At 69.2% G+C, this 12,542-nt stretch carries 7 protein-coding genes; 2 read left to right on the top strand and 5 right to left on the bottom strand.

The features are described from left to right. Positions 1-10 precede the first annotated feature (10 nt). Genes treS through glgB form a run of 3 tightly spaced genes read right to left on the bottom strand, consistent with a single transcriptional unit; the run spans position 11 to position 7,275 of the window. Entirely contained in the window at positions 11-3,313 is a 3,303-nt protein-coding gene (treS, locus tag ABL838_RS15355) for a maltose alpha-D-glucosyltransferase (RefSeq protein WP_418121055.1), read from the bottom strand. 12 nt (positions 3,314-3,325) lie between these two features. Continuing rightward, positions 3,326-5,383, bottom strand: coding sequence for an alpha-1,4-glucan--maltose-1-phosphate maltosyltransferase (locus tag ABL838_RS15350; RefSeq protein WP_418120422.1), 2,058 nt, complete (start codon positions 5,381-5,383; stop codon positions 3,326-3,328). Then, positions 5,380-7,275 (bottom strand): 1,4-alpha-glucan branching protein GlgB, encoded by a 1,896-nt coding sequence (gene glgB / locus ABL838_RS15345; RefSeq protein WP_184637933.1) that lies wholly within the window; start codon positions 7,273-7,275, stop codon positions 5,380-5,382. The genes ABL838_RS15350 and glgB overlap by 4 nt, the downstream gene beginning before the upstream one ends. 255 nt (positions 7,276-7,530) lie before the next feature. On the opposite strand from glgB, the gene ABL838_RS15340 reads away from it, so the two are divergent. Further along, a complete protein-coding gene (locus ABL838_RS15340) occupies positions 7,531-8,715 on the top strand; it encodes a glycoside hydrolase 100 family protein (protein ID WP_418125868.1) in 1,185 nt (394 codons plus the stop codon). 17 nt (positions 8,716-8,732) lie between these two features. On the opposite strand, the gene ABL838_RS15335 is transcribed toward ABL838_RS15340, so the two are convergent. Together ABL838_RS15335 and ABL838_RS15330 are read right to left on the bottom strand one after the other, a co-directional pair. Next, complete coding sequence (locus ABL838_RS15335) at positions 8,733-9,725, bottom strand: lysylphosphatidylglycerol synthase domain-containing protein (RefSeq protein ID WP_418125821.1); 993 nt, start codon at positions 9,723-9,725, stop codon at positions 8,733-8,735. A gap of 13 nt (positions 9,726-9,738) precedes the next feature. Next, the gene (locus ABL838_RS15330; RefSeq protein ID WP_418125820.1) at positions 9,739-9,978 is read right to left on the bottom strand and encodes a hypothetical protein; all 240 of its coding nucleotides are present in this window, start codon (positions 9,976-9,978) and stop codon (positions 9,739-9,741) included. 250 nt (positions 9,979-10,228) lie between these two features. On the opposite strand from ABL838_RS15330, the gene ABL838_RS15325 reads away from it, so the two are divergent. Then, positions 10,229-12,496 carry a hypothetical protein gene (locus ABL838_RS15325; RefSeq protein WP_418125819.1) on the top strand — a complete coding sequence of 756 codons (2,268 nt, stop codon included), beginning with the start codon at positions 10,229-10,231 and terminating at the stop codon, positions 12,494-12,496. Positions 12,497-12,542: the final 46 nt, after the last annotated feature.

The following is a 12,542-nucleotide window of genomic DNA, read 5'->3' as shown; positions in this document are numbered from 1 at the left end:
TGGCCCGGATTCAGCCGCGCCCCGGCCGCACCAGCGCGAGCACGCCGTGCAGCGGTACCTGTACCCAGTCGATGCGGTTGCCGAGTTCGTAGCGCAGCTCGTAGAGCGCCTTCTCCAGCTCGAAGAGAGCAAGAAGCTCGCCATCGAGCGCGAGGCCGTAGCCGGCAAGGAAGGCGTCGCGCGTGGCCTGCTCCCAGGCGATGGCCGGGCCGGCGAGGCGCTCGGCCTCCTGCGGGCTCTGGGCCACGCGGCGCAGCGCCGACCAGCGCGCGTAGTTGAAGGAACGCAGCATGCCCGCCACGTCGCGCAGCGGCGAACCCTTCATGCGGCGCTCGTCGAAGCTGCGCGCGGGCTCGCCCTCGAAGTCGATGATGACGAAGTCGTTGTCCTTCACCAGCACCTGGCCGAGGTGGTAGTCGCCGTGGTAGCGGCTGCTGATGCCGCCGCCTTCCGCGGGGCGCTTCGCCTCGATGCTGGCGCGCAGCGCCGCGCCGGCGTCCAGCAGCGTGCGCGCATCGGCCTGCGCGGCCGGTGGCAGCAGTTCGAAGCGCTCGCGCAGCAGGTCCAGCGTGGCGGCCGCGTCGGCCGTGGCCCGTGTCTTGAAGCCGGTGGCATCGGCGGCCGTGAGCGGCTCGGGGTCGAAGGCCGCCGCGCCGGTGCGGGCGGCCAGCGCCTCGTGCAGCTCGGCGGTGCGCCGGCCCAGGGTGGCCATCAGCGCGAGGAAGCCGCCGTGCACCGCTGCCACCTCGGGCGCGTCGCCGTCCGACGTGGCCACGTCGCGCAGGAAGCGCTCCAGGTAGCCGAGCGTGTAGTCCCAGCCGTCGCCCTGGTTCGCCACGTAGCGCTGCACCATCGCGAGCGTCATCGTGCGACCGTCGGCGGCCATGTATTCGAGTGCGCCCAGCACCGGCACGCAGTTGGGGTAGCGCGCCACCTCGGTGAGGAAGCGGCCCATCTCCAGCTCGGGATTGATGCCCTCGCGCACGTGGCGGTAGCCCTTGAGGAAGAGCGTCTCGCCCAGCGTCACCACCGTGTTGCTGCTCACGCCGCTGGGCCTGCCGAAGGGCAGCGCATCGATGTCCGCCGCGGTTTCGGCGAAGGCGGCCGTGGGCTTGAAGACCAGCCGGCCGTTCGCGGTCGGCAGTTCGCCGCCGCTGCGGATGATGCGCACCAGTTCGCGGCAGAAGGCCTCGTCATAGAAGGCGTCGCCCATCAGCCCGACCTGCGCCTGCTGCCGCACCTTGGCGAGCGCGGCCTGCGCCACGCCGGCCATGCGCTCTTCGTCGCGCTCCTCCCAGGCGAGCGCCAGCGGCATGAAATAGGTGGCGCCGCCGGGCGGGCCGTCGAGCTCGAGCAGCGGCAGCAGCCAGCTCAGGCCGTTCGCCTCCCACACCGCATGGTCGGCCAGCCGCGCGCGCTGGATGGTCGTGCCCTTGGAGGCGTACCAGCGCTGGATCTCGATGTGGCGCGGCAGCGTCTCCAGCTCCAACTGGTTGCGCATGCGCTCCGACATGCCGATGCGCCACGGCATCACGCGGTCGCGGAAGAAGCTGGTCCAGCCGTCGAACAGCACCAGGGTGGGCCATTCCTGCAGCGCCACGCCCTCCTGGTGCCAGCTCGGCGCATCGGCCTCGGCCGTGAGCTTGAACCAGTAGAAGCCGTACGAGGCCAGCGTGAGCAGGTACGGCAGCTCGCCGATGGGCGGGAACGGCGCGCGCCCGAGCATCTCGATGGGCACGAAGCCCTTGAACTCCGACAGGTCCAGCTCCACCGGCTGCGCGGCACGCGAAAGATTGAACACCGACAGGATCACGTCGCCGTCGTACTCGCTCAGGTAGGCCAGGATCTTGCGGTTGCCCGGCTTGAGGAAGCGCCGCTTGCCGCGGCCGAAGGCGTGGCTGGTCTTTCGCACGGCCAGCATGCGCTTGGTCCAGTTCAGGAGCGAACTGCTGTCGCGCGCCTGCGTTTCCACGTTCAGCGCCTCGTAGCCGTACAGCGGGTCCATGATCGGCTGCAGGTACAGGCGCTGCGGGTCGGCGCGCGAGAAGCCGGCGTTGCGGTCGGGGTTCCACTGCATCGGCGTGCGCACGCCGTTGCGGTCGCCCACGAACACGTTGTCGCCCATGCCGATCTCGTCGCCGTAGTAGATGATGGGCGAGCCCGGCATCGACAGCAGCATGCCGTTCATGAGCTTCACGCGGTCCAGGTCGTTCTCCATCAGCGGCGCGAGGCGCCGGCGGATGCCCAGGTTGATGCGCGCGCGCATGTCGGCCGCGTACATGGTGTACATGTAGTCGCGCTCCTTGCTGGTGACCATCTCCAGCGTGAGCTCGTCGTGGTTGCGCAGGAAGATGGCCCACTGGCAGCCCTCGGGAATATCGGGCGTCTGCGCCATGATCTCGACGATCGGGTGGCGGTCTTCCTGCGCGATGGCCATGTACATGCGCGGCATCAGCGGGAAGTGGTAGGCCATGTGGCACTCGTCGCCGTCACCGAAGTACTCGCGCACGTCCTCGGGCCACATGTTGGCCTCGGCCAGCAGGAAGCGGTTCTTGTACTGCGCGTCGATGGCCGCGCGCAGCCGCTTGATCACCGCGTGCGTCTCGGGCAGGTTCTCGTTGCTGGTGCCGTCGCGCTCTACTAGGTAGGGAATCGCGTCGAGCCGGAAGCCGTCCACGCCCATGTCGAGCCAGAAGCGCATGGTCCTGAAGATGGCCTCCATCACCGCCGGGTTGTCGAAGTTCAGGTCGGGCTGGTGGCTGAAGAAGCGGTGCCAGTAGTACTGCTTGGCGACCGGATCCCAGGTCCAGTTGGAGGTCTCGGTGTCGGTGAAGATGATCCGCGTGCCCTGGTAGATCTGGTCGGTGTCGCTCCACACGTAGAAATTGCGCTCGGGCGAGCCGGGCGGCGCGAGCCGCGCGGCCTTGAACCACGGGTGGTCGCTGGAGGTGTGGTTGATGACCAGCTCCGTGATCACCCGCAGGCCGCGCTTGTGGGCCTCGGCCAGCATCTCGCGGAAGTCGTCCAGCGTGCCGTACTGCGGGTGCACGTCCTCGTACTCGGAGATGTCGTAGCCGTCGTCGCGCAGCGGCGAGGGATAGAAGGGCATCAGCCAGATGGTGTTGACGCCCAGCTCCTTCACGTAGTCGAGCTTGGCGGTGACGCCCTTGAAGTCGCCCATGCCGTCGTTGTTGGAGTCGAAGAAGGCCTTGACGTTGAGTTGGTAGATCACCGCGTCGCGGTACCACAGCGGGTCGTCGCTGTTGTCGATCTCGACGGTCTCGAGCGCGATGTGGGAGACGGGTGCGTTCATGTGCGGGCGGCCTCACAGGAAGTAGTCGAAGTCGCGCTCGTCGCCATGGCGCCTGCGGACCACGAAGATGTGGGCGGGCACGCTGCGCGGATCGAGCCGCACGTAGTGCCAGTCGCCCTGCCAGAGAAATCGCTGCCCGCTGAGCAGGTCGTGCATCTGGAAGGCGCGCGAGGGCGGGTTCACGCCCACGCTGGCTGGCTCCAGGCCCACCCAGCCTTCCTGCACGTTGTGCGGATCGAGGTTGACCACGGTCACCACCACGTTGGCGCCGTCGGCCGAGCTCTTGGCATAGGCCATCAGCTGCGGGTTGTCGATATGCAGGAAGCGCAGCGTGCGGTCCCACTGCAGCGCCGGGTTCTCTCGGCGGATGCGGTTCACCCGCGCGATGAAGGGCGCCAGGCTCGCGGGGTCGTCGTGATTCCAGTGGCGCAGCTGGTACTTCTCGGAATCCAGGTATTCCTCGCTGCCCGGGCTGCGCGGCAGGTGCTCGCGAAGCTCGTAGGCCGGCCCGTAGATGCCGTAGTTGGCCGCCAGCGTGGCGGCCAGCACCAGCCGCGACATGAACACGGCCGGCTCGCCGGTCTGCAGCTGCTCGTGCAGGATGTCGGGCGTGTTGGGCCACACGTTGGGCCGGAAGTAGTCGATGCCCGGCTCGGTCGAGAGCTCCGTGAAGTACTCCTGCAGCTCCTGCTTCGTGGTGCGCCAGGTGAAGTAGGTGTACGACTGCGAGAAGCCCAGCTTCGCGAGCCTGTGCATCACCTTCGGCCGCGTGAAGGCCTCGGCCAGGAAGATCGCATCGGGGTGCTCGCGCTTGACCTCGCCGATGGCCCATTCCCAGAACGGGAAGGCCTTGGTGTGCGGGTTGTCCACGCGGAAGATGCGCACGCCCTGCCCCGTCCAGTGATCGATCACGCTCTTGAGCTCGGCCCACAGCGCGCGCCAGCCCTCGCACTCGAAGTTGAAGGGATAGATGTCCTGGTACTTCTTCGGCGGGTTCTCGGCGTACTGCACCGTGCCGTCGGGCCGCCAGCGGAACCAGTCGGGGTGCGCCTTGACGTAGGGGTGGTCGGGCGCGCACTGGAAGGCGATGTCGAGTGCGATCTCCAGCCCGTGCTCCGCCGCGCGCGCCAGCAGGCGCCGGAAGTCTTCCTCGGTGCCGAGCGCCGGCAGGATCGACTTGTGCCCGCCCTCCTCCGCGCCGATGGCCCATGGGCTGCCCACGTCGCCGGGACCGGCTTCCAGGGAGTTGTTGGGCCCCTTGCGCTGGATGCGGCCGATGGGATGGATCGGAGGGAAGTACAGCACGTCGAAGCCCATCTCGGCGATGGCCGGCAGGCGCGCCTCCACGTCCCTGAAAGTGCCATGCACGCCGGGCTCGGTGCCGGCCGAGCGCGGAAAGAGCTCGTACCAGGTGCTGAAGCGCGCCCGCTCCCGCTCCGCCACCAGCGGCAGTTCCGCCGCGTGGCGCACCGCGTGGCGGCGATCGGGGTGGCGCCGCGCCAGCACGGCGTATTCCTCGTCGAGCGCCAGCGCCTTCAAGGCGGCGATGTCCGCGCCGGGGTTGGCTGCCGTCGCGTCGAGTTCCGTGGCCCAGCGCTGCAGCGCGGTGCGATCCTCTCCATGGGCCCGGGCGGCGGCCGCGGCGATTTCCAGCGCGCCGACCTGCGCTGCAACGCGCACGTCGGCCAGGTCCACGCGTCGCGTCATCTCGTGGCGCCACGAATCGAAGGGATCGACCCAGGCCACGGCGGTGTAGACATAGCGGCCCGCCGACGGCGGCGAGAAGCTGGCCTCCCACACGTCGTTGCCCAGCGGCTTCATCGGCACCTCGCGGAATTCGGCCTGCTCCTGCGCGCGCCAGCACAGCTGCACGCGCAGCACGTCGTGGCCGTCGGTGAAGCAATGGGCGCGCACCGTCACGCGCTCCCCGGCCACGCACTTGGTGGCGAAGCGGCCGTTGTCGATGGAGGGAAGCACCGCGTCGATGACCGCGCGGATGTCGCCGTGTGCCGCGTCCGCCTCGGGGGCGTTGCCCGCCGCGGCATGCCTGGTCGAGAAAATGTTCTTCATGAGGGCCGGTGCTCCAGGATCAGCGTGGACAGTGGCGGCAAGGTGAGGCACACCGACTGCCTGCGTCCGTGGGAACCCACGGGCGCCGCCTCGACGCCCCCGAAATTGCCCCAGCCCGAGCCGCCGAACTCGGTGGCGTCGGTGTTGATCACCTCGCACCAGCGCCCGCCCAGTGGCACGCCGAGCATGTAGTTGGTGCGCGGCACCGGGGTCATGTTGCTCACCGCGAGCAGCGGCGGGCTGCCGTCGCCGGCCTTGCGCAGGAAGGCGAAGATGCTCAGGTCGGCCTCGTCGGCGGCCAGCCATTCGAAGCCGGCGGACGAGAAATCGAGCCGGTGCAGCGCAGGCGAGGCGCGGTAGACGCGGTTGAGCTGCGACACGAGGCGCTGCAGGCCCGCGTGGCCCTCGAGCCCGCTCACCCACCATTCGAGCTCGCCGTCGTGCGTCCATTCGCGGCGCTGGCCGAATTCGCCGCCCATGAACAGCAGCTTCTTGCCCGGGTGCGCCCACATGAAGCCGTACAGCGCGCGCAGGTTGGCGAACTGCTGCCAGTTGTCGCCGGGCATCTTGCCCAGCAGCGAGCCCTTGCCGTGCACCACCTCGTCGTGCGAGAACGGCAGCACGAAGTTCTCGTGGAAGGCATACACCAGCGAGAAGGTCAGCTTGTGGTGGTGGTACTTGCGGTGCACCGGCTCTTCCTTCATGTAGGCGAGCGTGTCGTGCATCCAGCCCATGTTCCATTTCTCGCCGAAGCCCAGGCCGTCCATGTCGGTGGGACGCGAAACGCGCGGCCAGGCGGTCGACTCCTCGGCCACGGTGAGCGTGTCGGGGTGCTCGCGGTAGACGGCGCGGTTCAATGTCTGCAGGAAATCGATGGCCTCCAGGTTCTCGCGCCCGCCGTGGCGGTTGGGCACCCAGCCGCCGTGGCCGCGCGCGTAGTCGAGGTAGAGCATCGACGCCACCGCATCCACCCGCAGGCCGTCGATGTGATACAGATCGAGCCAGAAAAGGCCGGACGACACGAGAAAGCTGCGTACCTCCGGCCGGCCGTAGTTGAAGATGCTCGAGTTCCACTCCGGGTGGAAGCCCTGGCGCGGATCGGCATGCTCGTACAGGTGCGTGCCGTCGAAATACGCGAGCCCGTGCTCGTCGGTGGGGAAATGCGAAGGCACCCAGTCGAGCAGCACGCCGATGCCCTGCTGGTGCAGGTGGTCCACGAGGTACATGAAGTCCTGCGGCGAGCCGAAGCGCGCGGTGGGCGCGAAATAGCCGGTGGTCTGGTAGCCCCAGGAGCCGTAGAACGGATGCTCGGTCACCGGCATCAGCTCGACGTGCGTGAAGCCCATCTCGAGCGCATAGGCCGCGAGCCGGTGCGCGATCTCGCGGTAGCCGAGAAAGTGGCCGTCTTCGCGGCGCCAGGAGCCCAGGTGCACCTCGTAGACCGACATCGGCGCATCGAGCGCGTTGCGCCGGCCGCGGTCGGCCATCCACCCGGCATCGCCCCACTGGTACGAAAGCTCGCAGATGCGCGAGGCCGTGGCGGGCGGCAGTTCGGCGGCGAAGGCGACCGGGTCGGCCTTGTCGACCGTGTAGCCGCCGTGGCGCGAGCGGATGCGGTACTTGTAGGTCTGGCCGATCGCGGCATTCGGGACGTGCCCGCTCCAGATGCCCGTGCCGTCCGGGTCGGGCCGCAAAAGATCGGCGTCGCCGGACCAGTAGTTCCAGTCGCCGACCACCGACACGGCCTCCGCGTTCGGCGCCCAGACCGCGAACCTTGCGCCGCCGCCCTTCTCGTCGGGGTGGCACCCCAGCAGGTCGTACAGCCGGGAATGGGTTCCCTCGCGGAAAAGGTAGGCGTCTTGCCCGCTCTGGCGTTGTTCGTTCGACGGCACCGGCGCTCCTTCGTTGAAGACCAGCGGAACGGTGCATCGAGGACCGACCTCGGTTGTTGTTGCCCGTTCACGCCTGACCCGGCTCAATTTGCGAGCGCCGGCAGGATCGTGGTTACGGCCTGCGCCGACTCGCCTTGTCGGAGAGCTGCCCGTATCGGCGGAAGCCGGAACCAAAGTCGGGCAGGCAGGACCAGGCCTACATCCGCGAAAGACGACGGTTGTTAAAAAGGAGTGCCCCAAGCCACCATGGAAGCCATGACCGACCTCGATGCCTCCGCGCTCGCGCTGATCGACAACTGCTCGCAAGCCTCGCTGGCACTTCTGGAACGCAATCTCACTTCTCACGGCATCCTGGCGGCCGCCCGCACCGAGGCCGCCGTTGCGCGGCGCTACACGCGCATCTTCGGGCGCGACGCCGCAATCTGCGTGATGGCGATGTGCGGCAGCGGCGTGCCCGCGCTGGAACAGGGCGCGGTGGCGAGCCTCGAGGCGCTCGCGGCGCAGCAGGCGGCCAACGGGCAGATCCCCAAGTACGTGGACCCGGAGGGCCGCGATGCCGATTTCTGGTACCTGGGCTGCATCGACGCCACGCTGTGGTGGCTGATTGCCGTGGACCACGTGCGCCGCCACGGGCAGGTCGGCCCTTCTCGTTGGACGGAGGAAGTTGCCCGCGCGCTCGGCTGGCTGCTGGCGCAGGAGCACCAGCACTTCCGACTGCTGCAGCAGAACGAGGCCAGCGACTGGGCGGACATCATGCCGCGCTCGGGCTATGTGCTCTACACCAACGCGCTGTGGTACGAGGTCAAGCGCCGCTTCGTGCTGGACCATGCGGAGGCGACGCACTACCACTTCAACCACCTGTTCAATCCGTTCCAGCGCGATCTGCCCGAATACCACCGGGCGCGGCTGCTGCAGCACTACGCGCGCCGCGGCCGGCGCGACCCGGGGCTGTACCTGAGCTTCGTCAACCTGGCGGTGGTCGGCGACGAGGGCGACGTGTTCGGCAACGTGCTCGCCATGCAGTGCGGACTGGCCGATTCAGCCATGGCGCGCCGCATCGTCGACACCATCGACCGGGCGCATGCCGGCGAGCCCTGGCCGGTGCGCGTGGTGTTGCACCCGCTGCCGCGGCAGCACCCGCTGTGGAGGGCCTACATGGGCCGCCACCGGCAGAACATCGTGCACCAGTACCACAACGGCGGCATCTGGCCCTTCGTCGGCGGCTTCTGGGTGATGGCGCTCGCGAAGCTGGGAGAGCACGGCATGGCCTGGGCCGAACTCGCGAAGCTGGCGCGGGCCAATGCGCTGGACGACTGGCGCTTCACCGAGTGGTTTCACGGCCGCACGCTGGCGCCCATGGGCATGGCCGGGCAGAGCTGGAACGCGGCGACCTTCCTGCTTGCGCGGCGGGCGTTGCTGAACGGCGAAGCGGTCTGGTGAACAGGCCCGTCCCGGCCTCACACGGAGGCGACTGGCGTTTCCAGCGCGGATGCGGCCCCCTCTTGCCCATCGCTGGCCGGAGCCCAGCGTTCGAGCAGCAGGTAGAGCGCCAGCCCGCCGGCCAGCGGCACCAGGTAGTACAGCGCCCGGTACGCCAGCACGGCTCCCATCAGCGCGCCCTGCTTCACCGTGCCAGAAAGCAAGGCGAGATACACCGCTTCCAGCACGCCCAGGCCGGCCGGTATGGGCGTGAGCACGCCGACGATGGACGCCGCGAGCAGCACGCCCAGCGTGGTGGCGTAAGGCACCGTCTGCCCCAGCAGCAGGTACATGGCTGCGCCCATCAGCGCCCAGTTGGCGGCAGACAGCGCCAGCTGCATCGACGCGATGCGCGCCCCCGGCAGACGGATGTGCCTGCCCCTGACCACCCATTCGCGCTTGCGCGAGACCGCGCATGCCACCACGTAGCCCAGCGCCAGCATGATCATCGCCACGCCCAGCGCCTGCAGCGCGCCCTGCCCGAGGTGCGCCTGCCGCGGCGGCTCGATGACGCCGGCCGCGAACAGGCCCCCTGCCAGCAGCCCATACCCCAGCCAGTTGGTCGCGAGGCTCAGGCCGACGATCTGCGCCACGATGGCATCGTCGAGCCCGGCGCGGGCATAGAGGCGCGCACGCATCCCCACGCCTCCGACCAGCGAGCCGAGATTGAGGTTGAACGCATAGCTCGTGACCGCGATGGCCCATGTACGCCAGGCCGGCAACCGGTGCCGCAGATGGCGCCTGCCGATCAGGTCGAAGCAGCCGTAGAGCGCATGGCTGGCCGTGGCGAGCCCGAGCACCGCGAGCAGCAGCCACGGCGAATACCGGTGCAGCGCGTGCCAGGCACCGGCCCAGTCGATCTTGTGGATGTGGGACAGCAGCAGGCCCAGCACTGCGACGCCGACCAGCGGCAGCACCCATCGACGCCAACGCTGCCACCGTGTCGAGCCGGTGGCAAGCCGGGGGCTCATGGCGTCCGCCGGGTCAGCGAGAGTCGCGGTCGGTGCCGTGCTCATCGGCGGACCTGTCGGCCTTCTTAGCCTTCTCGGCCTTCTCGGGCGTCTTGTGTTCGGCTTCGCCCTTGTCGTGCAGCTTCCTGTTGGTCACTTCCTTCATCAGCTGCTCGCCCTCGACGTCGCGGCCGTCGCTGGGAACGGACTCTTCGTTCGCGAGTTCGGGTTCCTCACGCGGGGATTGCCTGGCGGGGTTCGGCTTGTTCGACATGGATGGCTCCTCGGGCTCTGTGCATGCGCCGAGTTTTGGGCGCGAGCGGCTGGCGCGCCGCCATCCGCGAACGACGGCGGGTGCAGGACATTTGCCATAGGCCGGGGCTGCGCGAAATGAGAAGGCCGATGTCGGCATAGGCCGACATGGCTGCGCGCCGTCTGTCCTCAAGGTGCGTGTGGCGTGCGATCTAGGCTCGTCTCGAAGACGAAGAACACACCACCGCTACCGCTGCAGGAACCCCAGCCCAGTGACGACAGACATCAGCACGCCCCCAGTCCCCGCCGGCGTACCCGGCAACAGTGCGCCCTCCGCGGCATCGACACCGCACCGATGGCTTTTCATCCGTGCCGGCGGTCTCGACCAGGTGGTGTTTCGCAGCGGCGCGGACATTGCGCACATCGCCGAGCTCGACCAGAAACTGTGGGTCGCGCTCGCCTGCCCCACGCGCGGCATCGACTTCGATGCGCGCACGCTCGATCTGATCGACAGCGACGGCGATGGCCGCGTGCGCCCGCCCGAAGTGATCGCGGCATGCCAGTGGGCCTGCGAGCGGCTGCGCAGCGCCGATGCGCTGCTCGCGGGCGGCGGAACGCTGTCGCTGGACGATCTCGACGACAACAGTGCGGCAGGCGCCGACCTTGCCAGGGAAGGCCGGCGCATCCTCGACCTGCTCGGCAAGAAGGACTCGAACACGCTCACGCTCGCCGACATTTCGGACCGCAGCGAATGGCTGGCGGCAATGCGTTTCAACGGCGACGGCGTGGTCACGCCCGACACCGCCTCCGACGACGCGCTGCGCTCGACCATCCAGGAAGCGATGCGCACCCACGGCAGCACGCCCGATCGCCACGAGAAGAAACCCGGCCTCGACCGGGCGCGCGCCCAAGCCTTCATGGCCGAAGCGAAAGCCATGCGCGACTGGTACGCGCACGGCGACAGCAGCGACGAGGTGCTGCTGCCGCTGGGCGATCGCACGCTTGCCGCCACCGAGGCCCTGCGCGCGGTCGCGGCCAAGATCGACGACTTCTTCGCTCGCTGCCGGGTCGCGGCCTATGACGTGCAGGCGGTGGCGGCGCTCAATCCTTCGCCGCAGGCCTATGACGCGCTCTCGGGCCACACGCTGGACGTGGGCGCGCAGCCCATCGCCGAGCTGCCGCTCGCGCCGGTCACGCCCAGCCGCTCGCTGCCGTTGCGCGGCACGAGCCTGAACCCGGCCTGGGCCGATGCGATGGCCGCGTTCGCGCGCGACGCGGTGGCACCGCTGCTGGGCGAGCGCGATGCGCTGGAAGAAGAGCAATGGCAATCGCTTCGCAGCCGGCTTGCGCCGTGCGAGGCATGGATCGCGGCGCGGCCGGCCAATGCGCTGGCCGCGCTGTCGCGGGAGCGCATCGACGCGCTGCTCCAGACGCAGGAGGCCTTGTTCTCGCTCATCGCCGAGGACGAGGCGGCGGAGCTTCACAACCGGCTGCTGATCGACCTGGAGAAGCTGCTGCGCCTGCAGCGCGACCTGCTGGTGCTGCTGCACAACTTCGTGTCGTTCAAGGCCTTCTATCGGCGCGAAGGCGCCATCTTCCAGGCAGGCACGCTGTACCTCGACGGGCGCAGCTGCGAGCTCACCGTGCAGGTGCAGGACACCGCCCGGCACGCGACGCTGGCGGGACTGGCGAAGACCTGCCTCGCGTACTGCGACTGCACTCGCCAGGGGCAGAAGATGAGCATCGTCGCCGCCTTCACCGCGGGCGACGTCGACTTTCTCTTCGTGGGGCGCAACGGCGTGTTCTACGACCGCCAGGGCCGCGACTGGGACGCCACCATCACCAAGCTGATCGAGAACCCGACCAGCGTCGCGCAGGCCTTCTTCGCGCCGTACAAGAAGTTCGTCCGCATGATCGAGGAACAGGTGGCCAAGCGGGCTGCGGCGAGCGAAGCCGGGTCGCAGGGCGCGCTGCAGTCGCTGGCCGGCCGGGTGGCCACGGCGGATCAGGCGGCGGGCGCGGACGCCGCTTCGAAGGCCCCTGCCAAGCCCGGCGTGCCAACGGCGGGCAGCCGCATCGACGTGGGTACAGTGGCGGCGATCGGGGTGGCGCTGGGCAGCATCAGTGCGGTGCTGGTCGGCATCTTCGGCAAGTTCATCGACCTGGGGCAGTGGATTCCGGTGGCGCTGGCCGGCATCGTGATCGCGATCTCGGGGCCCAGCATGCTGATCGCCTGGCTGAAGCTGCGCCAGCGCAGCCTGGGGCCGATCCTCGACGCGAGCGGGTGGGCCATCAACGGCCGCATGAAGGTGAGCGTGCGGCTCGGGGGGATGCTGTCGCAGACGGCGCGCGTGCCGCCGGGGGCCAAGCGCATCGCACCCGATCCGTACCGCGAACGGCATGGCCTGGCGGGCGCGCTGGCGGCCGCCTGCATCGTCGGCGCGGTGGCGCTGCTGGCCTGGCGCATGGACTGGCTCGACGACCGGCTGCCGCCACGGCTGCAGCACGATCAGGCGGCGGTGACGGCGCCCGGCGCCTGAGCGGCTGCGACGACGCTCCCCGAGCCTCCTGGCGGGAGCCCGGCCG

The sequence above is a fragment of the Variovorax sp. 160MFSha2.1 genome, assembly GCF_048305075.1.
GTDB lineage: Bacteria > Pseudomonadota > Gammaproteobacteria > Burkholderiales > Burkholderiaceae_C > Variovorax > Variovorax guangxiensis.
This window is presented reverse-complemented; position numbering and strand designations above follow the sequence as displayed.

Coding starts and splice junctions, on each gene's coding strand:
- ABL838_RS15330 (WP_418125820.1), bottom strand. CDS start 9,978: ATGTCGAACAAGCCGAACCCCGCCAGGCAATCCCCGCGTGAGGAACCC.
- ABL838_RS15335 (WP_418125821.1), bottom strand. CDS start 9,725: ATGAGCCCCCGGCTTGCCACCGGCTCGACACGGTGGCAGCGTTGGCGT.
- treS (WP_418121055.1), bottom strand. CDS start 3,313: ATGAACGCACCCGTCTCCCACATCGCGCTCGAGACCGTCGAGATCGAC.
- ABL838_RS15340 (WP_418125868.1), top strand. CDS start 7,531: ATGACCGACCTCGATGCCTCCGCGCTCGCGCTGATCGACAACTGCTCG.
- ABL838_RS15350 (WP_418120422.1), bottom strand. CDS start 5,383: ATGAAGAACATTTTCTCGACCAGGCATGCCGCGGCGGGCAACGCCCCC.